28 protein-coding genes are annotated in these 24,701 nt (G+C 61.6%); 10 read left to right on the forward strand and 18 right to left on the reverse strand.

Annotation, left to right across the window (positions count from 1 at the left end):
• Nucleotides 1-17: 17 nt before the first annotated feature.
• Together ACL9RI_RS08760 and ACL9RI_RS08765 are read right to left on the reverse strand one after the other, a co-directional pair.
• Nucleotides 18-590, reverse strand: a complete 573-nt coding sequence (locus ACL9RI_RS08760; RefSeq protein WP_422726197.1) for a flavodoxin family protein — start codon at nucleotides 588-590, stop codon at nucleotides 18-20.
• A 10-nt stretch (nucleotides 591-600) separates the two neighbouring features.
• The gene (locus ACL9RI_RS08765; protein ID WP_422726198.1) at nucleotides 601-1,050 is read right to left on the reverse strand and encodes an ester cyclase; all 450 of its coding nucleotides are present in this window, start codon (nucleotides 1,048-1,050) and stop codon (nucleotides 601-603) included.
• A 95-nt stretch (nucleotides 1,051-1,145) separates the two neighbouring features.
• Here ACL9RI_RS08765 and ACL9RI_RS08770 point away from each other — a divergent pair, with 95 nt between their 5' ends.
• The 5 genes from ACL9RI_RS08770 to ACL9RI_RS08790 all read left to right on the forward strand — a co-directional run bounded on the left by ACL9RI_RS08770 (nucleotide 1,146) and on the right by ACL9RI_RS08790 (nucleotide 4,088).
• Nucleotides 1,146-2,078 (forward strand): LysR family transcriptional regulator, encoded by a 933-nt coding sequence (locus tag ACL9RI_RS08770; protein WP_422726199.1) that lies wholly within the window; start codon nucleotides 1,146-1,148, stop codon nucleotides 2,076-2,078.
• A 104-nt stretch (nucleotides 2,079-2,182) separates the two neighbouring features.
• The gene (locus ACL9RI_RS08775; protein WP_422726200.1) at nucleotides 2,183-2,350 is read left to right on the forward strand and encodes a hypothetical protein; all 168 of its coding nucleotides are present in this window, start codon (nucleotides 2,183-2,185) and stop codon (nucleotides 2,348-2,350) included.
• 9 nt (nucleotides 2,351-2,359) lie between these two features.
• Nucleotides 2,360-2,947, forward strand: a complete 588-nt coding sequence (locus ACL9RI_RS08780; protein WP_422726201.1) for a GNAT family N-acetyltransferase — start codon at nucleotides 2,360-2,362, stop codon at nucleotides 2,945-2,947.
• A gap of 19 nt (nucleotides 2,948-2,966) precedes the next feature.
• Nucleotides 2,967-3,671: a hypothetical protein gene (locus ACL9RI_RS08785; protein WP_422726202.1), complete on the forward strand. Its 705-nt coding sequence runs from the start codon at nucleotides 2,967-2,969 to the stop codon at nucleotides 3,669-3,671.
• Between the two features lie 57 nt (nucleotides 3,672-3,728).
• Nucleotides 3,729-4,088, forward strand: a complete 360-nt coding sequence (locus tag ACL9RI_RS08790; protein WP_422726521.1) for a glyoxalase superfamily protein — start codon at nucleotides 3,729-3,731, stop codon at nucleotides 4,086-4,088.
• A 2-nt stretch (nucleotides 4,089-4,090) separates the two neighbouring features.
• Here ACL9RI_RS08790 and ACL9RI_RS08795 read toward each other — a convergent pair whose 3' ends face one another.
• A complete protein-coding gene (locus tag ACL9RI_RS08795; RefSeq protein ID WP_422726203.1) occupies nucleotides 4,091-4,708 on the reverse strand; it encodes a TetR/AcrR family transcriptional regulator in 618 nt (205 codons plus the stop codon).
• Nucleotides 4,709-4,762: 54 nt separating this feature from the next.
• Between ACL9RI_RS08795 and ACL9RI_RS08800 the strand changes: the two genes are divergently transcribed.
• Both ACL9RI_RS08800 and motA read left to right on the forward strand, forming a co-directional pair.
• A complete protein-coding gene (locus ACL9RI_RS08800) occupies nucleotides 4,763-5,359 on the forward strand; it encodes an isochorismatase family protein (protein WP_422726204.1) in 597 nt (198 codons plus the stop codon).
• A gap of 257 nt (nucleotides 5,360-5,616) precedes the next feature.
• Nucleotides 5,617-6,480 carry a flagellar motor stator protein MotA gene (gene motA / locus ACL9RI_RS08805; protein ID WP_422726205.1) on the forward strand — a complete coding sequence of 288 codons (864 nt, stop codon included), beginning with the start codon at nucleotides 5,617-5,619 and terminating at the stop codon, nucleotides 6,478-6,480.
• A 138-nt stretch (nucleotides 6,481-6,618) separates the two neighbouring features.
• Here the strand turns inward: motA and ACL9RI_RS08810 are convergent, their stop codons facing one another.
• The 5 genes from ACL9RI_RS08810 to ACL9RI_RS08830 form a co-directional block, all read right to left on the reverse strand.
• On the reverse strand, nucleotides 6,619-6,927 hold the full coding sequence (locus ACL9RI_RS08810) for a hypothetical protein (RefSeq protein WP_422726206.1): 309 nt from the start codon (nucleotides 6,925-6,927) through the stop codon (nucleotides 6,619-6,621).
• Nucleotides 6,928-7,037: 110 nt separating this feature from the next.
• Nucleotides 7,038-7,274 (reverse strand): hypothetical protein, encoded by a 237-nt coding sequence (locus tag ACL9RI_RS08815; RefSeq protein ID WP_183738476.1) that lies wholly within the window; start codon nucleotides 7,272-7,274, stop codon nucleotides 7,038-7,040.
• A 309-nt stretch (nucleotides 7,275-7,583) separates the two neighbouring features.
• On the reverse strand, nucleotides 7,584-9,407 hold the full coding sequence (locus tag ACL9RI_RS08820) for a DUF4153 domain-containing protein (protein ID WP_422726207.1): 1,824 nt from the start codon (nucleotides 9,405-9,407) through the stop codon (nucleotides 7,584-7,586).
• Between the two features lie 58 nt (nucleotides 9,408-9,465).
• Nucleotides 9,466-10,680 carry a TCR/Tet family MFS transporter gene (locus ACL9RI_RS08825; RefSeq protein WP_422726208.1) on the reverse strand — a complete coding sequence of 405 codons (1,215 nt, stop codon included), beginning with the start codon at nucleotides 10,678-10,680 and terminating at the stop codon, nucleotides 9,466-9,468.
• Nucleotides 10,677-12,218 carry an FAD-dependent monooxygenase gene (locus tag ACL9RI_RS08830; RefSeq protein WP_422726209.1) on the reverse strand — a complete coding sequence of 514 codons (1,542 nt, stop codon included), beginning with the start codon at nucleotides 12,216-12,218 and terminating at the stop codon, nucleotides 10,677-10,679. The genes ACL9RI_RS08825 and ACL9RI_RS08830 overlap by 4 nt, the downstream gene beginning before the upstream one ends.
• Before the next feature lie 57 nt (nucleotides 12,219-12,275).
• Here ACL9RI_RS08830 and ACL9RI_RS08835 point away from each other — a divergent pair, with 57 nt between their 5' ends.
• On the forward strand, nucleotides 12,276-12,914 hold the full coding sequence (locus ACL9RI_RS08835; protein WP_422726210.1) for a TetR/AcrR family transcriptional regulator: 639 nt from the start codon (nucleotides 12,276-12,278) through the stop codon (nucleotides 12,912-12,914).
• An 18-nt stretch (nucleotides 12,915-12,932) separates the two neighbouring features.
• Here ACL9RI_RS08835 and rraA read toward each other — a convergent pair whose 3' ends face one another.
• Together rraA and ACL9RI_RS08845 are read right to left on the reverse strand one after the other, a co-directional pair.
• Nucleotides 12,933-13,427 (reverse strand): ribonuclease E activity regulator RraA, encoded by a 495-nt coding sequence (gene rraA / locus ACL9RI_RS08840; RefSeq protein ID WP_422726211.1) that lies wholly within the window; start codon nucleotides 13,425-13,427, stop codon nucleotides 12,933-12,935.
• Nucleotides 13,428-13,464: 37 nt separating this feature from the next.
• On the reverse strand, nucleotides 13,465-14,700 hold the full coding sequence (locus ACL9RI_RS08845; protein ID WP_422726212.1) for an MFS transporter: 1,236 nt from the start codon (nucleotides 14,698-14,700) through the stop codon (nucleotides 13,465-13,467).
• Between the two features lie 100 nt (nucleotides 14,701-14,800).
• Here ACL9RI_RS08845 and ACL9RI_RS08850 point away from each other — a divergent pair, with 100 nt between their 5' ends.
• Nucleotides 14,801-15,589 carry an AraC family transcriptional regulator gene (locus ACL9RI_RS08850; RefSeq protein ID WP_422726213.1) on the forward strand — a complete coding sequence of 263 codons (789 nt, stop codon included), beginning with the start codon at nucleotides 14,801-14,803 and terminating at the stop codon, nucleotides 15,587-15,589.
• A gap of 15 nt (nucleotides 15,590-15,604) precedes the next feature.
• Here the strand turns inward: ACL9RI_RS08850 and fliD are convergent, their stop codons facing one another.
• From fliD to alr, 4 genes are all read right to left on the reverse strand, one after another.
• A complete protein-coding gene (gene fliD, locus ACL9RI_RS08855) occupies nucleotides 15,605-16,978 on the reverse strand; it encodes a flagellar filament capping protein FliD (RefSeq protein WP_422726214.1) in 1,374 nt (457 codons plus the stop codon).
• A gap of 181 nt (nucleotides 16,979-17,159) precedes the next feature.
• The gene (locus ACL9RI_RS08860; protein WP_422726215.1) at nucleotides 17,160-17,480 is read right to left on the reverse strand and encodes a PilZ domain-containing protein; all 321 of its coding nucleotides are present in this window, start codon (nucleotides 17,478-17,480) and stop codon (nucleotides 17,160-17,162) included.
• 131 nt (nucleotides 17,481-17,611) lie between these two features.
• Nucleotides 17,612-18,988: a DNA repair protein RadA gene (gene radA, locus ACL9RI_RS08865; RefSeq protein ID WP_422726216.1), complete on the reverse strand. Its 1,377-nt coding sequence runs from the start codon at nucleotides 18,986-18,988 to the stop codon at nucleotides 17,612-17,614.
• Between the two features lie 93 nt (nucleotides 18,989-19,081).
• Complete coding sequence (alr, locus tag ACL9RI_RS08870) at nucleotides 19,082-20,161, reverse strand: alanine racemase (protein ID WP_422726217.1); 1,080 nt, start codon at nucleotides 20,159-20,161, stop codon at nucleotides 19,082-19,084.
• Between the two features lie 239 nt (nucleotides 20,162-20,400).
• Here alr and lplT point away from each other — a divergent pair, with 239 nt between their 5' ends.
• A complete protein-coding gene (lplT, locus tag ACL9RI_RS08875) occupies nucleotides 20,401-21,663 on the forward strand; it encodes a lysophospholipid transporter LplT (RefSeq protein WP_422726218.1) in 1,263 nt (420 codons plus the stop codon).
• Between the two features lie 4 nt (nucleotides 21,664-21,667).
• On the opposite strand, the gene ACL9RI_RS08880 is transcribed toward lplT, so the two are convergent.
• The 4 genes from ACL9RI_RS08880 to tsaB are packed head-to-tail and all read right to left on the reverse strand — an operon-like array spanning nucleotide 21,668 to nucleotide 24,696.
• Nucleotides 21,668-22,606 carry a DUF1853 family protein gene (locus tag ACL9RI_RS08880; RefSeq protein WP_422726219.1) on the reverse strand — a complete coding sequence of 313 codons (939 nt, stop codon included), beginning with the start codon at nucleotides 22,604-22,606 and terminating at the stop codon, nucleotides 21,668-21,670.
• Entirely contained in the window at nucleotides 22,590-23,486 is an 897-nt protein-coding gene (locus ACL9RI_RS08885; RefSeq protein WP_422726220.1) for a uracil-DNA glycosylase, read from the reverse strand. Before ACL9RI_RS08885 ends, ACL9RI_RS08880 begins: the two co-directional genes overlap by 17 nt.
• A complete protein-coding gene (rimI, locus tag ACL9RI_RS08890) occupies nucleotides 23,483-23,974 on the reverse strand; it encodes a ribosomal protein S18-alanine N-acetyltransferase (RefSeq protein ID WP_422726221.1) in 492 nt (163 codons plus the stop codon). The genes ACL9RI_RS08885 and rimI overlap by 4 nt, the downstream gene beginning before the upstream one ends.
• A complete protein-coding gene (tsaB, locus tag ACL9RI_RS08895; protein ID WP_422726222.1) occupies nucleotides 23,971-24,696 on the reverse strand; it encodes a tRNA (adenosine(37)-N6)-threonylcarbamoyltransferase complex dimerization subunit type 1 TsaB in 726 nt (241 codons plus the stop codon). Before tsaB ends, rimI begins: the two co-directional genes overlap by 4 nt.
• Between the last annotated feature and the right edge of the window lie 5 nt (nucleotides 24,697-24,701).

Genomic DNA, 24,701 nt, shown 5'->3' on the forward strand with positions numbered 1-24,701 from the left:
CATCCACTTACTTCAGCTTACTTCAATTTGGCCGCCAGTTCCGCCACCCGCTTGCCCAGCAGGCGGGCCGTTTCCAGGTCGCCGCTGCGTGGCGCTTCGTCCGGCGATGCATCCGATGGCGAAATCGCCAGCGCGCCGCCAAAGCCGGCGCTCCAGTTGACGTCGGCCGGGCCATGCTCTTTCTTGTTCGATGGCAAGATGCCCGTGCCCACCCATATCTGGCTGTGCTGCATCGCCAGGGTCCAGAAATACTGGATGGTCGAGAATTTATCGCCATTGAGCGAGGCCGAATTCGTAAAGCCGGCGGCAACCTTGTTTTTCCAGTCCTGGCCGAACCAGGCGCTGGACGACTTGTCGGCGAATTTCTTGAACTGCCATGCGGGGCCGCCCATATAAGTCGGACTGCCATAGATGACGGCGTCGGCCTTGCCGATCACGGCCAGGGCTTCCTCGGGCAAGTCGCCGTTCTGGTCGATCCGGTACAGATGCACCTGGGCGCCGGCCACGCTGGCGGCGCCGGCCTGCACGGCCTCGGCCTGTTTGACGGTGTGGCCGTAGCCGCTGAAATACACGATTGCAATGCTGGTCATGGTTTTTTCCTTAAAAAGTGATGGGTGGAACAGGTGGCCACGCGCCGATCTGGTTCAGCATGCCAAACCAGTCTTCCAGGTGCCAGGTATGCGTAATGCGGTCCGCATCCAGATAATGAAACTCGTGGATCGCAATGGCAATAGGTTTGTTAGTTGCGGGAATGCCAAAAAACTCGCCGCGATGAGTGCCCGTGATCTGCGCCCGCACGGCGGCGCGGCCGTCACGGCCGAACATATCGAGAATCGTGATGCGCACATCCGGGAAGGCGGCGCCAAACATTTCAACCACAGGCTTCATGCCGGCCAGGCCAGGCTGCTGGCCGGGGCCGAGCGGCGTGTCTTGCCATGCTGGCACCAGCGCCTGCTCCAGCAGGTCGGGATTGCGCTCGTTGAAGGCGCGGTACAGGGTTTCGATGGCGAGTTGCTGGGCCTGTGTCAGGCCGTTTTGCTGCATGCTCATGATGGGCTTTCTGTCTCAGTGAATGACACGGTCACTGTAGCAAGCCACCACAACGCAAGTCCAATCGATAATTGATATGCGGTATTATCCATGGCATGGATTTACATGGAATCGACCTCAACCTCCTCGTCGCCTTCGACGCCCTGATCTGCGAGCGCAACGTGACGCGCGCCGGCGTGCGCATCGGCCGCACCCAGCCCGCGATGAGCGCGGCGCTGGCCCGCCTGCGCCTGCTGCTGAAAGATGAACTGTTCGTGCGCAGCGCGAGCGGCTTGCAGGCCACACCGCGCGCGCTGGAACTGGCCGTGCCGCTGGGCGAGGCGCTGGCCAGCATCCAGCGCACGCTGGACTTCACGCAAGACTTCATCCCGGCCAGCGCGACGATCCGCTACACCCTGGCCGTCTCTGACCACCCCGCCTTCGTGCTGCTGCCCGCGCTGCTGAAACGGCTGGCGCAGCAGGCGCCCGGCATGACGCTGCGCATCAAGTCTTGCACGGCGCGCGAAGAGGCGCTGTCGCTGCTCGACGCGGGCGAGGCCGATGCGGCAATTGGCGTACCTGGCGGCAATACGCCACGCATTCCCACCATGCCGCTGTTCGAGGAGCACTTCGTCTGCGTGGCGCGCAAGGGCCATCCGCTGGCCAGCCAGGACATGACACTGGAACGTTTTTTGAGCTACCAGCACTTGCTGGTGTCGCCGGAAGGCGATGGCGTGGGCCACGTCGATGTGTGGCTGGCGCAAAGGCAGCGCCAGCGCCGGATCGCCATCACGCTGCCGCATATGTATGCAGCGCCAGCCATTATCGCCGGCAGCGACTTGCTGGCCACCATGATGGCCGGCGTGGTGGCGGCCAGCGGACTGGGTAGTGCGCTGGCGGTGCTGCCGCTGCCCGGCATCGAACTGCCGCCCGTGCCCTTCGTGCTGCACTGGCACCGCCGCAACGATGCGCATCCGGCACAGCGCTGGCTGCGCGAACAGATCGTGCTGTTATGCCGCGAGCTGTATGGCATTGATCACGCCTCTTGAATTCCCGTTCTTGAGATGGCGACGCGCTCGCAAAGACAGATTGCCATCTAATTAATTTCATGAGAGCATCTTTATTTATCCATATGCTGATTGTGACAAAACAGATGACTAAAAAAATCCCGCAATTTATCTGGATCGGCCTGGCCACGGCCGCCGGCACCCTGCTGTACACACGCTTCCTGGGAGCCGAGCAGCAGTTCGACTGGGGACGCGCCATCGTTGTCGGCCTGGTTTGTGCGCTGGGGAACTTTATCTGGCCGACAAAAAAATAACGCTGCCACATGCACGAATCTCCTCCCGAAGCAGCGCTCCTTATCACGGAACGGCTGATACTCAAGCGCCCCAGCATGGATGATGCGGCCAGCCTGCTGGCTTTTCGGATAGCAACACGCGAACATCTGCAGGCATGGGAGCCTGCGCGCAGCGCAGCCTTTTATACCCTGGCAGCGGTGGAAAGCCAACTACGCGGGATGCTGCTGCAGATCGAGCATCAATCAGCAGTCTACTGGCAACTACATGTGCGGCAAGAACAAGGCGAGTCAAAAATCATCGGCGCGTGCAGCTTCACCAATATCGTGCGTGGCCCCTTCCAGGCTTGCTACCTGGGATTTTCCCTTGCCAGCGAGTACGAAGGCCAGGGACTGATGCAGGAAGCGCTGCAAGCGGCGATTGCCGATATCTTCAACCGTCACGGGCTGCACCGCATCATGGCCAATTACCAGCCGCACAACCAGCGCAGCGGGCAATTACTGAGCCGACTGGGATTCGAACGGGAAGGCCTGGCCCGCGCTTATCTGCACATCAATGGCGCCTGGGCCGACCATATTTTGACTTCCCTGATCCATCCCCGGCCAGCCGGCGCGCCATAAAAATACATCAGGAGACAACTTGCAATCGACTTCGCTCTACGCCTTCGCCGGCAGCCTCAATTCTCTGTTGATCGTCATCAGCCTGTATGGCTTGTGGTCGCAGCTGAAGAAAATCTGGCAACGCAAGCAGGATCAGCATATCGCCAGCGGCAAGCGCACCGAGATTCTGTCGATCAACCAGTTCACCGTCAGCTTCCTCGCCTACAACGCATTTTTTGTGTATGGCTATACGATTACGCCATTCAACCATTACATCGTCTGGCCGCGCCTGCTCGCATCATTGATCGCCCTGGGCATTCTGTTCGAGATTTACCGCGATCGCCGCAGCACGACTGCGCGTTACGCCCTGCTCGCCTGTGCGCTGCTGCTGGGTGCCGGTATCGTCGGACTGCTGTTCGGGCCGACGTTCAGCGATCAAAAACGGCTGATCTCGCAAAGCCTGATCGTCGCCGTCACCCTCTTGCTGGCGCAGGGTTATGCACATCAGATCCGCCTGATTTACCGCTCGGGCAAGACGGGCGCCGTGTCGCTGAAGATGAGCCAGTTCATCCTGGCGATGGATATCAGCACCATCTTCTTTGCCTGCGTGATGGGACTGTCCACGGGTTGGCCTTTGTTGTTGCTGGCCAGTGTCAGCGCCATGACCAAGCTGATCATCATGTGGCTGTTCCGCTGGGAAAAGAGCAGTCCCGCCGCGCGCAGCAAGCGGCAGGCGCTGGCCTGATCGGCACGAAAAGCGACTAGAATGGTCTTGTCATCCACTGCCCGAGGCCAGACCACCATGCACCTGTCCAACGCCACCCCCATCCTGCGCATCTTTTCCGTCGCCAAGGCGTACGAGTTTTATGTGGACTTCCTGGGCTTCAGCAAGGACTGGGAACACCGCTTCGATCCGACCGCGCCTGTCTATATGCAGGTGCAACGGGGCGAACTGGTCCTGCATTTGTCCGAGCACCATGGCGACGCCACGCCGGGCGCGGCCCTGTTGATACCCGTCGATGACATTGCTGCCCTGCATGCCGAATTGACGGCAAAGAATTATCCGTATGCCCGGCCCGGCATCAGCGACGAGGAATGGGGCCGCATCCTGGAAGTGGGCGATCCATTCGGCAACAAGCTGCGCTTCTGGCAGCGCAATTAATCCTATGCCAGGCGGCTATTCAAATAGCCAGACAGCACCAGCTTGAATTCCGCCACCAGTTGCATACGTTCGGCGGCATCGGCCTGCGACAGCAGCGGGTTCAGGCTTTTCACTACTTGCAGGGCCACATTGGCCAGCCGCAAGGCTTGCTCATCATTCAACGCCGGCTGCTTTTGCTGGAAGGCGCGGCCAAACCGTTCACGCAGCCGCAGGCGCGCATCGGCGTCGCGCCGGTAATTGAGCGAAGCGTTCAGGACGGCAAAATACGCGGGATGCTGGGTGGAAAAGTCCACCATCAAATCGATGATGCGATCCGACAACTCCTGCACGCTCAGCCCTTCCGCCACGACAATCAAACCATCCCAGCGGCTTTCCATTTCTTCGCCATACAAGACCCGCAAGGCGCGCACGATGGCATCCTTGTTGGGAAAATACTGGTACAAGGCGCCGATCGACGAGGCGGAACGGGCGGCAATCGCCGTCATGGTGGCTGCGTCGTAACCGTTTTCAGCGATTACCTCGGCAGCGGCCGCCAGCATGGTCTGCATGCGCTGGGCGCCACGCTGTTGTTGCGGCGTGCGGCGGGCGTTTTTTGACGTGGCATTAGGATCTGAGGACATCCTCAGATTATAGCGTATAATAATCTGAGCCTACCCTCACATATAGGAGCAACCATGAACGCCCTCAATTCCATTTCATTTGATCCAGCCAGCACCGCCCTGGTGCTGATCGACTTGCAGCACAGCAATGTGGCGCGCGAACTGGCACCCCACTCCGCGCAACAGGTCGTGGCCCATAGCGTGCAACTGGCCGACGCCATGCGCCAGCGCGGCGGCACGGTGGTGTATGTGCGCGTGCTGATCAAGGAATTGCTGCACCTGCCGGCCGATGTGGCGCTGTCGCGCCCGGCATCGGCCCCGCCGCTGCCCGACAACGCCACCGAACTGGTGCCGGAAGCGGGTGTCCAGGAAGGCGATATCGTGATTGCCAAGCGCCAATGGGGCGCCTTCCAGGGCACCGAGCTGGAACAGCAATTGCGCCGCCGTGGCATCACCACCCTGATCTTCACGGGCATCGCCACCAACTTCGGCATCGAATCGACGGCGCGCGCCGCCACTGACCTCGGTTACGCCGTGATCTTTGCGGAGGACGCGATGAGCAGCCTGCGGGCCGACTTGCACGAGTTTTCCATCAAGAACATCTTCCCCTTCATGGGCAAGGTGCGCTCGACCGCTGAACTGCTGACATTCCTGGCGGCCGATCAACACTGAGCTTGTTGACCAGACAGCTGACCTGACAGCGCCCGCATTTCCGCATACAGGTGCGCGGCACGGTGGCCACTCCATCTTGCTGCGTTCGGAATGGGCCCTGCTCCGCTACCTCGACTATGGCCGCCAGCAATTACCGGCCAAAGTACGTGGTTTTATCAACTTTTTGCGTCAACATTTGCAAGCGGGGTCATCCTGAGGGCCATAAATCCGGTTACACTATAATATTGCGTTGCGGCAATATTATGAGGGAGTAAGTTTTGTTAGTCATACTCGGATTTATGGTGGTCCTGTTTTCCGTCTTCGGCGGCTTTGCGTTTCAAGGGGGCCATCTGGCGGCCCTGTTCCAGCCGCTGGAATTGATGATGATCGCCGGCGCCGCGCTGGGCACCTTCTTTGTCGGCAATGACGCCAAGGCCATCCGCGCCACCTTTGCCGCCATCCCCACCCTGTTCCACGGCGCGAAATACACCAAGGCGCGCTATATGGAACTGATGGGGCTGATGTATGAAATCCTCAGCAAGATCCGCAAGGAAGGCCTGATGTCGATCGAAGACGACATCGACGACCCGTACCGCAGCCCCATCTTCGTGAAATACCCGTACACCCTGGGCGACGAGCACATCCTGGAATTCATCACCGATTACCTGCGCTTGATGGTGTCCGGCAATATGGACGCGTACCAGATCGAAAACCTGATGGACAACGAGATCGAGACGCACCACGAAGATGCGGAAATGCCGATCCAGACGATTTCACAGCTGGCCGACGCCATGCCCGCCTTCGGCATCGTCGCCGCCGTGATGGGCGTGGTCCACACCATGGCCTCCGTCGGCCTGCCGCCCGCCGAGCTGGGCGTGCTGATCGCGCAAGCGCTGGTCGGCACCTTCATCGGCATCCTGCTGGCCTACGGCTTCATCGCCCCGCTGGCCAGCCTGCTGCGCCGCAAGCACCATGAAACCTCGAAAATGTACCAGTGCGCCAAAGTCACCCTGCTGGCCAGCCTGAACGGCTACGCCCCCGCCCTGGCCGTGGAATTCGGCCGCAAGGTGATTTCCGCCACCGAACGCCCTTCGTTCAACGAACTGGAAAACCATGTGCGGCAGGTCAAGATACGCAATTAAGCCCCACCATATGTTCCACGGGCGCCGACAACAGTCTGGCGCCATATCAGCAAAAAACCATGGCGTGTCCCTTCCGCTACTTACTTTAATCTTGTTTTGGTAATGCGATGGGCAGCTTTCGCCCATAGCGGACATTGGCTATCGTAGTCTGGAGCCGCTTGGATTTACTGCTTCCTCATCGCGACGAGTGGGATAGTAGACCTTCTTGTGTTCGCACTCGTAGAAGAGAATTCCATGAATGCCCATCGCTCGGGACTTTGGCACACGGCGCTTCCAGATCTCGGTGAAAGTCGCATCCAAGGTTCGTGACGGCTGCGTCTGATAAACCTCATCGATAAATGCTACATCTGTACCATTCGGGAAGATCAACCCAAACTCCTCATCAGTCGCAGCGAAGATGTCAAAGACCGCGTTGTCTGCCCCATCAAAAATTTGAATATTCTTCACTTAGCATTCCTGTTCAATGGCAGCTTCTGGCCGAATCCGGCCTGTCGAGCCAGCAGAGCATGTTGCCCGGCCGAAAATTCACAGGCGGTTACGACAAGCGTCCATACTTATCACTCTTGCTTCGGCTTTTTCTGGAAACGATCGCCATCCGGATCCAGATCTCTGTGTTCGCGAACAACTGGAAGTTGAAGCTTCGACCAGAGGTGTCCCATCATCTCGCCAAGGCCACGCAAGTGCACAGTCCGCTCGTCTTCCGGCAGTGTTCGAATGATACTATCTGCTCCGTTGAGAGCCGCGCCTATGCGTTCGTAGGCTCCCATAAGCTTCTGCGCGGTTGAATGATCCATTTTCCCCTAGCAATTTTTCTAGTTAATTAATTGAAATGACCCGAAAATCTAACTGCCGCTCCTGGCCGTTGGCGGTCATCCATCTACGGCTGCATCTGGCCAAACCCGGCCAGCTCCCACCAGGATAGCATTTTACCATCTGCAAAATATGCAAGATTCAATACCGCCTGCATACGATGCGCCGGGGATAAGGGATGCCAAGGCAGGAGGGCGATACACGGCCTGCCGTATCAGCAGAGGTCTGGTTTTGTCGTCCGGCTTGAAGAGCATGCCCGCTGAGTTGTCGCTGAATTGCCAGTGAGTCCGCCGCTATTCTTCCGGGCAGCTCAATTCATCTTCGTTGCCATATAAACTCATCGGCACGCGCACGCCATCGATTTCCAGTTCGCGCGTCTTGGGTGGCAGCAGCTGGAAGTCGCCCGCTTGCAGCCGTTCGCGCAGGGGCTTGCAGCGCAGCGCTTCGGGTGGGATCTGGCCGCGCGCGTACCAGCTGCCATCGGCCTTTTCGGCCAGCAGGACGGAGCTGGCGCGTGGGTCGTTGCTGATCAGGAGCACTTCCTGCTTGCCGTCGCCATCGAAGTCCAGCAGATACGCGTCGCACTGCTGCCCTGCCCGTTTCAGGCAGGCGGGCAGGCGCCAGACCGGTCCCACCTGGCTCCAGTCCTGGCGCAGGAAAGACTCTGGCAGTGTGGCCGTGGCCGGGCGCACGGTCAGGTTGATCGCCACGTTGCTGAGCGCACCGCTTTCATCGTAACGGGTGGCGCGCTTGAGCACGGCTTCGGCGCGGGCCTGCAGAAGCGCGGCATCCGGGCCTGTGCTGCGGGTCTTGAGCTGCTGCAAGGCGGCCTGGCCATAACGGGCGCCCTCGAAGCGCAGATACTCGACATCAAACTTGTCGGCACTCACCTTGCCGCTGTCCAGGCGCGCCATCTGGCTGGCGACCGACAGGCGGGCCGGATCGGCCAGCGGGGTGAATAACGCGAACAGCACCAGCAAGGTGACAAACGCACTGGCCACGTTGATATGGGAAATCAGATGCAGCCAGTCGCCATATTTGCTGGCCGCCCAGGCGTAACCCAGCGCGTAGCAGCTGGCGATCACCATGCAGGCGGCAGCGATCAGGCGCTCGGAGGTCCAGCCATGCGACATCACGCGCAAGGTCAAGGCATAGATGGCGATGCCGACCAGCCATGGCAGCAGCAAACACGACAGCCGCGTACCGATGCGGATCGCGCGCGCCACGCCCAGCTCCACTTCGCCATTCTGGAACGCCGCATTGATCAGCACCACCAGCAAGCCGGCCATGCCCAGCAGCACGGAAGCCGCATGGCGCGTGGCCCACAGGCGCTCGAAGCCGATGAACGGCAAGGTCAGCAGGAAGCCGGCCACCAGCACGGCGGCGATCGGCAACAGCCACGACATCAGCACCAGCAGCAAGGTGCGGATGCCGCGCACGATGGCCGGGCGCACGTCGGTAATGTGGATGGCGAAGGAAAACGCAAAGCACAGCACGGGAATCACAAACCAGGCTTTACTGAGCAGCTTGCGCAGGAAATCGAGTTTGATCAGCAGGAATAATTGCCCGCCCAGCCACAGCACCAGCCACAGCACGGCCACGAACAGCAGGGAAAACAGCAGCTGGATAGCCAGCTTCCAGGCGATTTCAAAATACGTCGGGTAACGCGCCACCCGCCGCCTGTCGTGCGCGCTCGACAACACCAGCGCATGGGCGATAAAAAAGCCCAGCACACAAAACACGAACAGCTGCGATGACACCATATACAAGGGATTGGCAGGCGCGTAAGCGGCTGCCTGCCGGACGTCGCGCCACACATCGTGCGCGGCCAGCACTGTCAGCACGGCGGCCGCCGCCAGCATCCACAACACGATGCGCCGCGCCGACATATGGCCCAGGCTCGACACCAGCAGCACCGGCAGCAGCACGCCGATCAAGATCAAGGGCGCCAGCAGATAGGCGTGGGTGGCGATCCACGCCTTGTTTTGCACGGCGCTATACAGCCAGTACAGCAGCAAGCCCTGCAGCAAGCCCATCGCCAGGCGCGTGACGGCGATGCGGGGCGCCACCACGGGATCGAGCAAGGGCGGTTCTTTAGCAACTGGGGCTTGCTGCATAGTCATTCCTTTATAGTCTGCAATGCCATATTGCACGCCCAGCCATTATTGCATTTCGTTATCCTCCTCTCAACAACGATTCATGGGCTTTCTCGCCCTTGCCAGCCTTGCGGGTGCCCAGCACGATCAATGGCAGCGCGATCGCGTTGATGACGACCACGGACAGCCAGATGGCGCCTGGCCAGTCTTGCTGGACGACAAAATACAGGCTGGAGAACGCCAGCGGCGCGATGATGGACGCCAGGCTGACCACCGACGCCAGCACGCCCTGGAACTGGCCCTGGCGGTCCTTTTCCACTTGCCGCGTGGCCAGCGCCTGCAGCGCCGGCACGCCGATGCCGCCCAGGGCAAAGATGGGCATGATGGCAAACACAATCCATCCCTGGCGGGCGAACGCCATCACGAGCAGCGCAAGGCAGGCGCAGCCGACGCCGATCAGCACGGCGCCGCGCTCGCCGAACAGCCGCGTCGCCGGACCCGGCAAACATGCCTGCACCAAGGTCTGGCAGACGCCGAACATGCCCAGCGACAAGCCGATCCACAAGCCATTCCAGCCGAAACTGTCATGGCCCCACAGCGCCCAGCACGTGCCATACACTTCGCCGGTGGCGCTGAGGATAAAGAACACACAGATGATGGGTAGCAAAGGCTTCATGGAAAACGCCCAGCGCAAGGGCCGCAGCGGGTTCAGTTCGGCCAGACGGATCTGTTGCTGCTGCGGCGCACGCGATTCGGGCAAGACCAGCCAGGCCAGCAAAAAATTGCCCGCGTTCAGCACGGCAGCGGCAATAAAAGGCAGACGCAGCCAATAGTCGCCCAGCACGCCGCCCAGCACGGGGCCGACGATAAAACCCAGCCCGAACACGGCGTTCAGCAAGCCGAAGCGGCGCGCCCGCGTTTCTTCGGGCGAAATATCGGTGATGTAGGCAGTGGCGACGGACACATTGGCGCTGGTCACACCGGCAATCGCCCGGCCCAGCAACAGCATCCATAACTGGGGCGCAAACGCCATGACGACATAGTTGACGGCCGCGCCCGCCAGCGAGATCAGCAGCACGGGACGCCGGCCCAGCCTGTCGCTCAGGAGCCCCAGCACGGGCGCGCAGATGAATTGCATGGCGGCATACAGCGCCGTCATGATACCGATATAGGGCGCGATATGGCCCGCATGCGTCACCTCCGCCAGCAGCCGCGGCAGGATCGGGAAAATCAGGCCGATGCCGGCCGCGTCGAGCGCGATGGTGGCAAAGATGATCAGCAGCGGCTTGTTCATTGCGCAGCCACGGGCGATGAAGCGAACCAGCGGCGCAGCGCCTGCTCCAGGCCATCGGTGCTGTCGCCATCGGCCGCCCAGGCAATGCAGGCGTCGGGACGGATCAGCATGGAAGGTCCATTGCCGGTGGCCACGCAGCGCAGCTGCTGCGTCGCTGCGGCAACGATACGGGAAGCAGCGGCGCCGCGCGAGGCGTCGAGAAAGACCCCCTTGCCATCCTGCATCACGTCATACAGCATCACGCCGGCGTCGCCATGGCCGATGGGCCGGTTGCCGATCAGGCGGCCCACCTCGTCGCGCGCCGAACCCAGATCGTAGCGCGTGGACAGGCCGCTCATCATTTCGCCGATGCGCCGGTTGACGTCATCGAACTGCATCAGTTCGGCGATCAGTTCGCGCATGGCGCCCGCCTGCGGATCGGGCCGCATGATGGCGACCTGGGCCAGGGTATTGGCCAGCACCGCCTGGGCCACGGGATGGCGTTCGGCCGTGTAGCTGTCGATCAGGCTGTCGGGCATGTCGCCGCGCAAGACCGCCGCCAGCTTCCAGCCCAGGTTCGCCGCATCGGCCAAGCCCAGGCTCAGGCCCTGGCCGCCAAACGGCGTATGGATATGCGCAGCGTCGCCGGCCAGCAGCACCCGTCCCTGGCGATAGGTGGCGGCCAGGCGCGTATTGTCGGTCCAGCGGCTGGCGCTACCCAGCGCGTTGACGCGCACCTCCATGCCGCTGATACGGCGCAGCACGCTTTCAATCTCTTCACGCGTGACGGGCGCCTCGCGATTTTCCGGCGTGCCTGAAAAATCGAGCATGAACAGGCGGCGCGACTCGGGGTGGGCCGAGGGGCCGTAGGAAAACACGCCGCCCGAGGTGCGGTTCCAGCCGATCGGCAACAGGCGCTCGGGATGGTCGATCTCGGCCACGGCCTGGTAAAACGTCGAGCTGGGCGGCGTGCCGGGAAAGTCAAAACCGGCCATCTTGCGGATGCTGCTGCGCCCGCCGTCACAGGCAATCAGCCAGCAGCAACGCAGCTGGCCGGCGCCCGTATCCGATATCCACGCCACCTCGACGCCATCGTCCTGCTGCACCACGCCGGTGACGTCGCAGCCGCGGCGCACCTCGATGCCGAGCGCCTGCACCCGTTCCGCCAGCATGGCTTCAATGCTGTGCTGGTCGACCGGACGCGGGCGCCGCTGCGGCTCGCGCTGCGCATCCTTGCGTATCAGGGGCAAACCAGCGAAATGGCCGCTGAACTTCGAGTCCTTGCCGCGCACCTGGGCGCCCGGCTGTTGCGCGAACGATTGCATCAGCTCAAAGGCGCGCGCCTCCACACTCTCCATGGCGGGCGCCATGCCGCGACGCTGCAAGGCTTCACTGCCCAGGGGACCGATCCCCAGGGCCTTCATCACCTTGCTCGGCGCGGCCAGGCGCTCCAGCACCACGACGCGCGCGCCGCCCAGGGTTAATTCGATGGCGGCCAGCAGTCCGACCGGTCCTGCGCCGACGACGACAACCTGTGTTTGTTCATTGATTCGATTCATAATATACCCAATCCAAATATGTACTCAGTACACATAAGATATGCTATGATCTGCCGCATGTCAATACCAACCGACCTCCGCACCCGCAAACGCCTGGCCACGCGCCAGGCCATCTCCAATATCGCCACGCGCCTGTTCCTCGAACGGGGTTTCGATCAGGTCAAGGTCGATGAGATTGCGGCGGCGGCCGATGTGGGGCGGATGACGGTGTTCAACCACTTCCCGCGCAAGGAAGACATGTTTTTCGACCGCGACGAGGAAGGCCGCGAAGCCTTGCGCTCAGCCTTGCGCCAGCGCAATCCCGGCATCTCGCCGCTCGAAACCTTGCGCCTGCTGGCGCATGGCCTGGTGGCGGACGATAGTCCCTACATGCGATTTTCTGCCGGAAGCCAGGGTTTTATCGCCACCATCGAAGGCAGCGAAACCCTGAAAGCCAGGGCCAGGGCGATACGCGACGAAATTGCGCAATTGCTGGCAGCAGAACTGGCGCACTCGGCAGGACGGGAAATGGATGATGGCGACGCCCACCTGGCGGCGGGACTGGTTGTGGCAAGCTGGACGGTAGCCCTGATCCAGGCGCACCAGGCTTACCGGCTGGGGCAAGATGCAAGCCACGCGCAAGCCGTGTTCCTGGCCATGATCGACAAGGGCAGCATCGGCGTACAGGCGGCGATGGCCGGCACGCCTTATGCCTGAATAATTTTACCGGGATATTTAGTCGAGTTCCTGGCGCGATACCAGGATGCCATCGGCGTCCGCGTAGATCCAGTCACCGGGCGAGACATCCACGCCGCTGACCTGCACGCGGACATCCACCTGGCCGGCGCCCGTCTTGCTGCTCTTGCGCGGATGCGTGGCCAGCGCCCGCACGCCAATCTCGCAGACATTGATTTCATCGCAGTCGCGGATGCAGCCATCGACCACGATGCCGGCCCAGCCGTTATGCTGCGCCAGCACGCCCAACTGGCCACCCACCAGCGCGCGGCGCAGGCTGCCGCCGCCATCGATCACCAGTACATGGCCATGGCCCGGCGTTTCCAGCGTGCTGCGCACCAGCGCATTGTCTTCAAACACTTGCACGGTGGTGGCCGGGCCACAAAAACGCAGCTTTTGCCCGAACGAGCGGTACACGGGCGGCAGCACCGCCAGGGTGCCGTCATCCAGCATGGCAGCGTAATCGTCGCACAGGTCGGTGGTGGCAAAGGTCATGGCAGCTCCGTCAGCGAAGTTTCAGATGCCCTTAATTTTATGCCTTTTGCAGCGCCACGGCACGTGTCTTGCCCCCCACGCCCACGGCCGTGGCGATCGCCAGCGCCTGGAACAGGCCGATAAACACGAACACCAGAGCAGGATGGCCGCCATCCATCAGCGCGCCAAACAGCAGGGGACCGACGGCCAGGCCACTATCGAGACCGGAGTAAACCACGCCATACACGCGCCCGGTGGCGTTTTTCGGCGCCGCCGCCCGTATCATCAGGTCGCGCGACGGCCCTGCCACGCCGGAAGTGAGGCCGATGGCGCCCATCAGCACGACGGCGGCCCAGGCCGGCACGGCAGCCAGCGCCAGCAGCACGGCCAATACGGCGGCCGCCGAAAAGGCGATCGCCACGTTGCGGTCCGGCTGCTTGCTGCGCGCGCCGACCACGCCGCCGGCCGCCATGCCGACCGCGGACGCCAGCATGTACGCCGTGTAGGCGCTGGTGGCCAGGGGCAAGCTCATGTTGTAGAGCTTGACCAGCGCCACGCTGGCAAAACTCTGGATGCCCCCCAGGGCAATCGCGGTAATGAAGAAGAAGGCAAAACACATCCACACGGCCGGCAGGCGCAGGAAATCGAGCGTGCCCTCGCCGCCGGCCGGCTGGCCCGGTACCGGTTTTTTCAGAGGTTCGGGGCGGATTGCGTGGCGGTTCAGGAACAGCACCAGCAGAACGAAAAACGGCAGCACGGCCGCGCACTGCAGCGCGATTCTCCAATCGTAGTGGCTGGCCACATACGTCATGAACAAGGGCGCCAGGGCCCAGCCGATATTGCCGCTGATGCCGTGCATGGAAAAACCATACGCCACGCGGGCCGGCGAGACGCGCTGGTTGAGGATCGTGTAGTCGGCCGGGTGGAACACGCTGTTGCCCGTGCCGGCCAGCATGGCGCCCAGCATCAGCGCCGTGTAGCTTTGCGCGTGCGCCAGCGCCAGCGCCGATAGACCCAGCAAAAAGATGCCGGAACACAACACGGCGCGCGCGCCGAAACGGTCGACCACGAAGCCGGCCAGCGCCTGGCCCACGCCCGAGATGACGAAGAACACCGTCATCAGCAAGCCCAGTTCCGCATACGACAGGTTGAAGGCAGGCTTGAGCCAGACGAACAGGGCCGCCAGGATCAAATGGTAAAAATGCGAGACGCCATGCGCCAGCCCAACCAGGCCGATGACGCGGACGTCGCTGGCAAAGTTAGCGTCTGGAGAGTTGCTAGTTGTTGTTATCATGTCATACCCTGTTTTATACTTGATGCCATCTAGTGTATGCAAAATACCATCGTCTGTTTTTCACCAGCATGACATCATTTATCGAATTAAGGTCAAACTGATGGGTGTACCCGTGCTTCACCATACGCGCATGTGCCCGCCACGCGAGGCGCCCAGCGCCGCCATTCCCGTGACGATGATCGCGCGCGACCTGCAAGCCGACGAATTTCTCTTGCCGCACTCCCACCCCTGGGGGCAGGTCACGTATGCGCTCGAAGGCGTGCTGCGCATCACGGCCCTGAACAGCAGCTGGGTGTTGCCGCCCATGCGCGCCATCTGGATACCGCCCCAGGTCGAGCATGAAGTGACGATACTGGAAAAGACCCGGCTGCGGCCGCTGTGCATCTTTGCCGCGCGCGCACCGTTTGCCGGCCGCGATTGCCAGGTGCTGGAAGTGTCGAACCTGCTGCGCCAGCTGATCATTTCGCTGGAACAGCTGGACCCTGGCCAGGAACCGGCGCGCGAAGCGCTGCTGGCCGAACTGATACTCGATGAATTGTCACGTTCCAGCACCCGCCCCATCCGCGTGCCCTTGCCGTCGGACAAGCGCCTGAAAACCCTGTGCGGCAACCTGATCGAGAAGCCCGGCTCGCCCCTGACCCTGGAGCAATGGGCGCAAGTGGTCGGCGCCTCGGAGCGTACCCTGGCGCGCTTGTTCGAACGGGAATTGGGATTGAGTTTTGGCCAGTGGCGCCAGCAAGTGCGCCTGGCCCACGCCGCACCGATGATCGCGCGCGGCGTGCCTTTGTCACAGGTGGCCGAAGAACTGGGCTACGCCAGCCAGTCGGCGTTTTCCGCCATGTTCAAGAAGACCTTCGGCAGTTCGCCGACGGCCTTCTTTAAAACATAAACTCAGGCCATGAACTCAGGCCATAAAGTCGAATAAAGAGTTCTTGCCCGTATAACCTGGCAGGGCCGAATTGCTGCCCATCTGCTCCTGCGCCGTGTAGGCTTTGACCAGCGCCTGGGCTTGCGCCGTCAGGGCCTTGGCCAGTACGGCTTTCTTGTTGGTCAGGGTGGTGATGTCCTTGCCGACGTTCAACTGCTCCTTGCGCAGCACGCTGGTCTCGCCCGTCAGCTCGCCGATCTTGCTATTGAACTGGTCGGCCACGCCCTTGCCATCGTTGGTAAACAACTTGCCGACAGCGTCAGGATCGGCAGCGACGGCAGCCTTGAGCTTGGCCTCGTCCAGCACCAGCTCGCCATTCTTGCCCAAGGTAACGCCAGCGCTGCCCAGTACCGACGATGGTACGCCCGTGCTGGCAGTGCGCAATACTTGTTCCATCTGCGACTTGACCTGGCCCAGCGCCGTGTCCGATTTCAGGCCGCCTTGCTGCAAGCTTTGCAGCTTGGTGTTGAGCTCATTGTAGGCTTTGACGAAACTGGCCACATTGGTGGCGATCTGGCTGCTGTCCTTGGCGACGACGAGGTCGGTAATGCCGGTGGATTTGAGCTCGATGGTCGTGCCTTCGACGGCGGTCGTCAAGGTATTGCTGGCGCTCTTGATATCCTTGCCGTCCACCGTGACCAGCGCATCTTGCGCGGCCGCCGTCTGCTGCAAGCCCTTGCTGGCGCCCGGCGCGTACGACACCAGGTTGCTGATGGACGCGTCGCCCGTCACGCTGATGCGCATGCTGTTGTCGGCGCCGCTCTTGCCATTGATGGCCAGCGAGTAGCCGTCGGCATTTTTCACCACGCTGGCGTCCACGCCAGCCTGCTTCAGGGCGGCGGCAATCCCATCCAGGCTATTGTTGCTGCTGTCGATAGTCACGGCGATCAGCTTGCCGCCGCCGGCCGTGAACTGCTTGCCGTCTTCGCTGCCCAGTTCGATCTTGATCTGCGTCGGCGCGCCCGTGCCGATGGCGGCGGAAGACGATTTCTGCGCCCCGCTGAGCAGGGTTTGCCCTTGCGCCAGCTGCTTGACGTTCATTTCGTAGGTGCCGCTGACGGATTTTTCGGTGGTGGTGGCGCTGACCACGCCCGCCTTGCTGGGCGTGGCCGAGGTGGCCAGGCCGCTGCCGGCCATGTTCTTGGCGACGGTCTGGAACTTGGCCAGCGCCGATTGCAGCTGGCCCAGGCCGGAAAACTTGGCCTGATCCTTGGCCAGGGTGGTATTGAGTTTGACGACGCCCGTATTTTGCGACTGCATCTGGCGCTCCACCTTGGCATACACATCGGCCGATGGCGATGCCTGCGTGTTATTGGTGTAGACCTTGCTGTTGATCGTGGAATTAAACATGGTGGGCGTCCTGTATGTCCTGATATGGCCGGATATAGTCTGTAAAGGGGGCACGCGCTGCACTGCATGACCGGATCTCTTCTGGTTGATTATTATGCAGCATGGCTACACCATCAAAACAGCGAACAGAGCCGTATTTTGCGCCCTGCAAACCCATTGCACCTGCTCTTCTACAACTATCTTAGCGCATGAACCGGGAAATAGCGCTCATGACTGCCATGTCCAGATGCAAGAAAGTCAATCCTACCTTGAAGCCTGCGCTACTGAATATGCAATGCGACACAGCGGTGCGGGCTTCGATAATTTGCGCCTTGCCTTCAAGGAACAACTCAAACAGCACCTTGCCCTGCTTGCCTGCAGGTACCGGCTCCGTGACCACGGCCGACATGCCGCCCGGTCCGACATCGAGGGTGCGCGCCGCTACCGGCCCCGCACCATCCATCACCAACATTGCCCTGGTACGCAAAATCTTGCGTGCGCCCTGCCTTTGCTCTACTGACACTGTATTCCGCTTCTTTCTATCGATTCATCTGTATTTCGCCGCCCATACGCTACGCGAAATGTCGGGCAATATTATAGTTCCAAATGACTCAGTTTGCCGCCCGGCCACATGACCTGCCGCGCCATGCATGTTTACTCGTGATCGCGCAACTTGTTGAACGCCTCGTCGATGCGCTCGACCGCAATCACCTTGATGCCCTCGATCGCCTGCTTGGGCAAGTTCGATTTCGGGATCATGGCCAGCGTAAAACCCAGCTTGGCCGCTTCGCGCAAGCGTTCCTGCCCGCGCGGCGCGGGCCGGATCTCACCGGCCAGGCCCACTTCGCCAAACACCACCAAGCCACGCGGCAACGGTTTGTTGCGCATCGACGAATTGATCGCAAGCAACACCGCCAGGTCGGCCGCCGGTTCCGTGATCTTCACGCCACCGACCGCATTGATAAATACATCCTGGTCAAACGCCGCGATACCCGCATGGCGGTGCGCCACGGCCAGCAGCATCGCCAGCCGGTTTTGCTCCAGGCCCACCGACAAGCGCCGCGCATTGGGCAAGTGGCTGGTATCGACCAGCGCCTGGATTTCCACCAGCAAAGGCCGCGTCCCTTCCTGCGTCACCATCACGCAGGAGCCGGGCACCTGGCTGTCATGCTGCGACAGGAACAGCGCGGATGGATTCGAGACGCCCTTCAAGCCTTTTTCCGTCATGGCGAACACGCCTAACTCATTAACGGCGCCAAAACGGTTTTTTATAGCTCGCACCAGACGAAAACTGGAATGCGCGTCGCCTTCGAAGTACAGCACCGTGTCGACGATGTGTTCCAGCACGCGGGGACCGGCCAGCGCGCCCTCTTTCGTCACGTGGCCGACTAAAATAATCGTCACGCCCGTCTGCTTGGCGGCGCGCGTCAATTGCGCCGCGCATTCGCGCACTTGCGCCACCGAACCAGGCGCCGAACTCAGGGCATCCGAATACACGGTCTGGATCGAGTCGATCACCACCACTTCCGGCTTTAAATCCGCCAGGGTGGCGAGGATTTTTTCCAGTTGAATCTCGGCCTGCAGCTTCAATTCCTTGGCGTCGATCACCAGGCGCTTGGCGCGCAAGGCGATCTGCGCGCCCGATTCCTCGCCGCTGACATACAGCACGCGTTTCTGGTGCGACATGTTCGCCAGCGCCTGCAGCAGCAGGGTCGACTTGCCGATACCGGGGTCGCCGCCGATCAGCACCACGCCGCCGGCCACCATGCCGCCGCCCAGCACGCGGTCGAATTCCTCGATGCCGGTGCCAAAGCGGGGCACGTCGATGGCGTCGATATCGTCGAGCGACAGCACGGGCGCCGTCTGCGCCAGCGACATATGCTGGGGATTCGAATAGCGGTTGTTGCCGCCCGTCTCGGGCACGGTTTCCACCATGGTGTTCCATTGATTGCAGGAAGTGCATTGCCCCATCCATTTATTACTGATGGCGCCGCAATCGCTGCAAGTGTAGGTGGTTTTGACTTTTGCCATGGTGTGCTGTGCTCGGGTAGGAGTGAAAATGACTGTCTATATATACAGTATCCTCGCAGTATATACAAACAGTCCCCGCAGGTCACGCTTCGATCATGCTTCTATTACAGGCACGCGCGGCGCCAGCGCGCACATCAGCTCATAGCAGATAGTGCCGGCGGCAGCCGCCACCTCATCGATCGGCAAGCCCTCGCCCCACAGGGTGACCTCGCTGCCTGCCCGGGCGCCCGGCGCCTGCGTCAAGTCCACCATCAGCATATCCATCGAGACCCGGCCGACCAGGCCCGTGCGCACGCCATCGACCAGCACTGGCGTGCCCTCCGGCGCGTGGCGCGGATAGCCATCGGCATAACCGCAAGCGACCACGCCCACCCTGACGGGGCCGCGCGCTTCATAGCGGCTGCCATAACCGACCACCTCGCCGGCGACAATATCCTGGATGCCGATGATGCGGCTGCGCAAGGTCATGCTCGGGCGCAAATCGAAATCGAGCGCGGGCGCCTTGCTGGGCGTACCGCCATATAACATGATGCCGGGCCGCACCCAATCGCTATCGAGCTGGTGCAGGAGCACGCCGGCCGAATTCGACACGCTGCGCGGCAGGCAGTCGGCGATGGTGGCCGCGCCCGCCTCGAAGCGCCGCATCTGCTCTTCCAGTGGCAAATGGGCTGGCGCCGCCTCGTCGGCATTGGCGAAATGCGTCATCAGGGTAATCGTGCCGACCCAGGGAATCGCCCGCAGGCGCGCATAGGCCGCGCCCACCGCCTGCGGCGTAAACCCCAGGCGGTTCATGCCCGTGTTCATCTTCAGGTGCACGTCGACGGGCGCCGGCAAGCGGGCCGCTTCCAGCAGGGCAATCTGCTCTGCGCTATGCACGGTGCCGTTGAGACCGTACTCGGCCATGACCAGCAAGTCGGCGGCGTCGAAAAAGCCTTCCAGCATCAGGATCGGCTTGCTCCAGCCCCAGGTCCGCAAGCGCAGCGCGTAATCGAATTCCACCAGCGCCAGCCCGTCGGCATCGGCAAAGCCGCGCATGGCGCGCTGCAAACCGTGCCCATAGGCATCGGCTTTCACCACGGCCCACACCCTGGCGCCGCGCGCACTGGCACGGGCGCGGGCCAGATTATGTTTCATGGCATCCAGATGGATGGTCGCGACGATGGGCCTGGGCATAAGCGTTTTCTACGGCAAGTAATAAAGGCCTATTTTAACGGACAGTCTCCAGGGGCTGCAGACCCCGCGCCAGGCAGACTCTGTCATTTGCAAAATATTCATAACCATAGCTATTTTTCTACGGCAGAAAAATTAAGTCCTGCTTAGGAGACAGCCCCGCCCGGAGGGTGGCGCAAACTTGTAGGTTGTTCTTTCTTCGTGGTATAAAGCAAGCCAGATAAGATTTCAGGCACTCAAGAATGAATCGTGGTTTTTATACCATCATGGCAGCGCAGTTTTTTTCCTCGCTGGCTGATACCGCCCTGTTTTTCGTCGCCGTCGATCTATTGGTGTCCATGAATTCCCCGGCGTGGATCACGCCGCTGTTAAAACTGTCGTTCGTCCTGTTCTACGTCTTGCTGGCCGCCTTCGTCGGCGCCTTCGCCGACTCCATGCCAAAAGGCAAGGTCATGTTCATCGGCAACATGATCAAGATCTTCGGCTGCGCGCTGGTCTTCTTCCACGTCCACCCGCTGCTGGCCTACGCCATCGTGGGATTTGGCGCGGCCGTATATTCGCCTGCCAAGTACGGCATCCTGACGGAATTGCTGCCGCCGGAAAAACTGGTGGCGGCCAATGGCTGGATCGAAGGCTTGACGGTCAGCTCCATCATCCTCGGCACCGTGATGGGCGGCGCGCTCGTCAGCGGCCACGTGTCGGCCATGCTGCTGTCGTTCGACTTCCCGCTGATCGACACTGGCGTGACCACCAAGACGGAAGCGGCCCTGTGCGTGGTCGTAGGCACTTACATACTGGCGACCCTGGCCAACCTGAAGATACCGGACACGCATTGCGTGTATCCGCACCAGGAACGCAATCCGATCAAGCTCATTTCCGATTTCGCCAATTGCTATTCCATCCTGTGGAAAGACAAGCTGGGCCAGATCACCCTGGCCGTGACGACGCTGTTCTGGGGCGCTGGCGCCACCTTGCAGCTGATCGTGCTGGAATGGGCCAAACAATCGTTGAACATGCCGTTCGACAAGGCCACCAGCCTGGTGGGCGTGGTCGCCATCGGCGTGGCGTTTGGCGCGGTGCTGTCGGCGCGCTTCATTCCACTGCGCAAATCCTTGACCGTGATTCCGTTGGGCATCGCCATGGGCGTGATCGTCATGCTGATGACGCAAGTGCATTCTGTGTGGATGGCGTACCCGATGCTGGTGCTGATCGGCGCCCTGTCCGGCTTCTTCGTGGTGCCGATGAATGCGCTGCTGCAACATCGCGGCCACGTGCTGATGAGCGCAGGCCATTCGATCGCCGTGCAGAACTTCAATGAAAACCTGTCGATTCTGACCATGCTGGCCGTGTATTCCATCATGATCCGCCTGCACTTGCCGCTCAACGCCATCATCGTGCTGTTCGGCCTGTTCGTGGCCGGCACCATGTACATGATCATGCGCCGCCACAAGCTGAACCAGGCCGAACACGACAACTTGTCATTAATCGGCGAACAAAAGCACTAATTCATTACGCGGGCAAAGTCCCTGCCATCCTGCGGGCCGCCGCTTGCGCGGTCCAGTCTTCGGGGACGATGAATCCCCGACGCTGCTCCACTTCCCAGCCATCGATCTGCCCGACCGCCGCCACCAGTACAGGCTGCTGCAAATCGATCAGTTGCGTGCGCAAGGCAGCAGTATCGAACACTGCCGCCTCAACACCTTTATACGGCGCCAGCCACTGCAGCTTGGGCAGGATCACATAACGCTGGTCTTGCGGCAATTGTGATGGCGGGCACCAGAAACCGTGAGCATGCTCGCTGGAAATACCGTCCATGGACGCCAGCGTGCCATGTTCATAGAATAGCCAGCCTTTCACCAGCGCCTGCGCCGCAACGACCGGCTGCGACAGCAGGCTGAGCGCAGCCGGGTGGCGCGACAAGGCCAGTTGCTTGTCGAGAATCTTGCGCATCTTCAAGCCCAGGGTATCGGCCAGGTTGGGGCCGATCAAGTGGTGGAAGACGCCCGCATCAGGATGGCCTTCGAGCAGATAAAACTTGGTGGCAAATTCCCAGTGCAGCAATGCGTCGCCATGGCGCAGCAGGAAATCGAACTCGCCCACCGTATCGTTGCGGTTGACCTGCACTTGCAAGCCATGCGCGTGCAGCAAGCCCTGCTGCTCAAAATAAAAGGCCATCAGCTTTTCAGCATACAGGCCCAGGCGGGAATAAAATCTGGCGCCGAGCGCAGCATCCAGAGGCGCCGGGTCGTCTTGCAGCGCGCCCAGCCAGACGGCGACGGCAGGCGTCACCGGCCCCAGGCTGGCGATCCGGCCACCCCAGTGCGGGCTGGCCGGATCCAACAAATCAGGAGAATCGAGCAGCCAGGCCAGCGCCCGCACATGGGGATGCGTCAGATGACCCCAGCGCGACTCGAAGCCCTGCTGGAAGCGGTCAGCCGCGCCCGGCATGCGTACTTTTCGCCAGGCACAAATCACCCCAGGCACGCGCCTTGGCCTTGCCGCTGTCATCCTGCAGCAGGTTTTCTGGATGGTAAGTCGCCACCACGGCAGCGTCGCCCAGTTGGCGCACCTTGCCGCGTACCGGCTTTTCGCCAGGCAAGATGCCGGCGGCGGCCATTTGCCCCAGGGTAACGATGGTGCGCGGTTGCAGCAAGGCCAGTTCGCGCTCAAAGAACGGACGGCAGGCGGCCGACTCGCTTTCCGTCGGCAAGCGTTCCTGGCCAGCCTCGTCCAGCGGACGGCATTTCAGCAAGTGCGTGATGTACACGTCCGATTCCGGCGCGATATCGATGGCTTTCAGCATATTGTCCAGCAGTTTGCCCTGTTCGCCCGGCAGGGCGCGCCCTTCCCGCTCTTCGCCGCGCGACGGGCTGCTGGCCAGCATCAGCCACGCGCCCTGGCGGTCGCCACGGCCCAGCACCACACCCTTGCGGTTCTTGCACAGCTCGCAGCGCGTGCATTTGGCGCTGGCCGCCGTCAGCGCATCCCAATCCATCACGGCAATTTCGGCGTCAGTCAGCTGCCTGACAGGCGGCGGTGGCGGCGCATCGTCGAACCAGGCGGTATCGTCGGATGCAGCGACCGGGACCGGAGCCGGAGCCGGAGCCGGGACTGGGACCGGGACCGGCGCGGGCGGCACGACAATCGGCGCCGAAACAGGGACAGAAGCGGGGGCGACGACTATCTCGGCAACCAGCGCCACTTCTGGCGCGGCAACGGCGACGGCGTCTTCCACGACCACGTCTTCGATGGCGGCTGCCTCGCTGCGGCGCAAGCGCCATAGCGGGCCAACGCCCATTTCATCGAGAAAAACGGCGCTGCGGCTCATAAGGTATAACGCATCACGATGGCGTCCTCACGTTGCGAATTGGCGGCAGGGTAATATCCCTTGCGCCGGCCTATCGGTTCAAATCCGTAGCGCTGGTAAATATCGAGTGCGCGCGCGTTCGACGGACGCACTTCCAGCAGCATCGATTCCATGCCCAGCTGACGTGCACAATGACACGCCTGCTGCAGCAGGAAACGGCCCAGCCCCTGGCCCTGGATGGCGCCTTCGACCGCCACGTTCAGCAAATGCGCTTCATCGACCACCAGCATCAGCAAAAAGTAGCCCAGCAAAGTGCCGTCCGTATCGCGCAAGACCCAGGCCGGGTAATCGCTGTTGAGCGAATCGACAAAATTGCCGTGCGTCCAGGGATGCGGATAGACGCGCTGTTCCAGCGCCAGCACTTCAGGCAGATCGGCTTCCTGCATCGGCTGGTAATCGAGGCGCAGCAAGTCCCAGCCTGCGCCACTATTTTCGCTTGCCAGCGTCATTGACCTGCCTCATTGGCAGTTACAGCAGCGGCTTTGGCAGCAGCGATCTCCAGCCGCTCGGCACTGGTGTAGGCGATCTTGTTGCGCAGATACAGCGGCTGCGCATCGGCTGCCTTCACAAAGTGTCCGGCGGCAAAGGCGATACGCGCCAGCTGCGCTATCTGCACGGCGTGCGGCATGATGGCTGCGTCCGCCTGCGCAGCGCTGGGCAGCGCGGCAAGTTCGGCCGCATAGGCACTAAAGCCATTGCCGCAAGCCGTCACGTCGCCTTGCGGCGCTACGCCGGACGGTGCACTCAAGGCCGCCGGCAAGATGGTTTGCAAGCCATCGCGGTAATCATATTGCGCCCAGTAGACTTCGCCCATGCGGGCGTCGAGTACCGTCAGCACGCGGATGGCGCCATGTTGCTGATGGCACGCCAGGGCCATGGCGTCCAGGGTCACGACGGGCACTACCGGCAAGCCGGCGCCATACGCCAGGCCTTGGGCGATGCCGCAAGCCGTGCGCACGCCCGTAAATGAGCCGGGACCGGAACCGTAGGCGATGGCGTCGCAGTCAGCCAGGCTGACACCGGCTTCGGCCAGCAATTCTTGCACCATCGGCAAGATGGACTGGGAATGGGTGCGCACGCCCGAGGAGGCGCGGGCAAGGACGGCATCGCCGCGCAGCAAGGCGCAGGAGGCGAGTTCGGAGGAAGTTTCAATAGCAAGTATGGTAGACATAAGGT

This window comes from Janthinobacterium sp. Mn2066 (assembly GCF_049319705.1).
Lineage (GTDB): Bacteria > Pseudomonadota > Gammaproteobacteria > Burkholderiales > Burkholderiaceae_D > Janthinobacterium.

Bases quoted from the DNA above. Each gene is read 5' to 3' on its own strand.
- ACL9RI_RS08795 (WP_422726203.1), bottom strand. From the start codon at position 4,708: ATGTCCTCAGATCCTAATGCCACGTCAAAAAACGCCCGCCGCACGCCG.
- ACL9RI_RS08835 (WP_422726210.1), top strand. From the start codon at position 12,276: ATGTCAATACCAACCGACCTCCGCACCCGCAAACGCCTGGCCACGCGC.
- rimI (WP_422726221.1), bottom strand. From the start codon at position 23,974: ATGACGCTGGCAAGCGAAAATAGTGGCGCAGGCTGGGACTTGCTGCGC.
- ACL9RI_RS08815 (WP_183738476.1), bottom strand. From the start codon at position 7,274: ATGGATCATTCAACCGCGCAGAAGCTTATGGGAGCCTACGAACGCATA.
- ACL9RI_RS08820 (WP_422726207.1), bottom strand. From the start codon at position 9,407: ATGCAGCAAGCCCCAGTTGCTAAAGAACCGCCCTTGCTCGATCCCGTG.
- alr (WP_422726217.1), bottom strand. From the start codon at position 20,161: ATGCCCAGGCCCATCGTCGCGACCATCCATCTGGATGCCATGAAACAT.
- ACL9RI_RS08790 (WP_422726521.1), top strand. From the start codon at position 3,729: ATGCACCTGTCCAACGCCACCCCCATCCTGCGCATCTTTTCCGTCGCC.
- ACL9RI_RS08760 (WP_422726197.1), bottom strand. From the start codon at position 590: ATGACCAGCATTGCAATCGTGTATTTCAGCGGCTACGGCCACACCGTC.
- ACL9RI_RS08825 (WP_422726208.1), bottom strand. From the start codon at position 10,680: ATGAACAAGCCGCTGCTGATCATCTTTGCCACCATCGCGCTCGACGCG.
- fliD (WP_422726214.1), bottom strand. From the start codon at position 16,978: ATGTTTAATTCCACGATCAACAGCAAGGTCTACACCAATAACACGCAG.
- ACL9RI_RS08880 (WP_422726219.1), bottom strand. From the start codon at position 22,606: ATGCCGGGCGCGGCTGACCGCTTCCAGCAGGGCTTCGAGTCGCGCTGG.
- tsaB (WP_422726222.1), bottom strand. From the start codon at position 24,696: ATGTCTACCATACTTGCTATTGAAACTTCCTCCGAACTCGCCTCCTGC.
- ACL9RI_RS08780 (WP_422726201.1), top strand. From the start codon at position 2,360: ATGCACGAATCTCCTCCCGAAGCAGCGCTCCTTATCACGGAACGGCTG.
- lplT (WP_422726218.1), top strand. From the start codon at position 20,401: ATGAATCGTGGTTTTTATACCATCATGGCAGCGCAGTTTTTTTCCTCG.
- rraA (WP_422726211.1), bottom strand. From the start codon at position 13,427: ATGACCTTTGCCACCACCGACCTGTGCGACGATTACGCTGCCATGCTG.
- radA (WP_422726216.1), bottom strand. From the start codon at position 18,988: ATGGCAAAAGTCAAAACCACCTACACTTGCAGCGATTGCGGCGCCATC.
- ACL9RI_RS08775 (WP_422726200.1), top strand. From the start codon at position 2,183: ATGACTAAAAAAATCCCGCAATTTATCTGGATCGGCCTGGCCACGGCC.
- ACL9RI_RS08850 (WP_422726213.1), top strand. From the start codon at position 14,801: ATGGGTGTACCCGTGCTTCACCATACGCGCATGTGCCCGCCACGCGAG.
- ACL9RI_RS08845 (WP_422726212.1), bottom strand. From the start codon at position 14,700: ATGATAACAACAACTAGCAACTCTCCAGACGCTAACTTTGCCAGCGAC.
- ACL9RI_RS08800 (WP_422726204.1), top strand. From the start codon at position 4,763: ATGAACGCCCTCAATTCCATTTCATTTGATCCAGCCAGCACCGCCCTG.
- ACL9RI_RS08765 (WP_422726198.1), bottom strand. From the start codon at position 1,050: ATGAGCATGCAGCAAAACGGCCTGACACAGGCCCAGCAACTCGCCATC.
- ACL9RI_RS08830 (WP_422726209.1), bottom strand. From the start codon at position 12,218: ATGAATCGAATCAATGAACAAACACAGGTTGTCGTCGTCGGCGCAGGA.
- ACL9RI_RS08770 (WP_422726199.1), top strand. From the start codon at position 1,146: ATGGATTTACATGGAATCGACCTCAACCTCCTCGTCGCCTTCGACGCC.
- ACL9RI_RS08885 (WP_422726220.1), bottom strand. From the start codon at position 23,486: ATGAGCCGCAGCGCCGTTTTTCTCGATGAAATGGGCGTTGGCCCGCTA.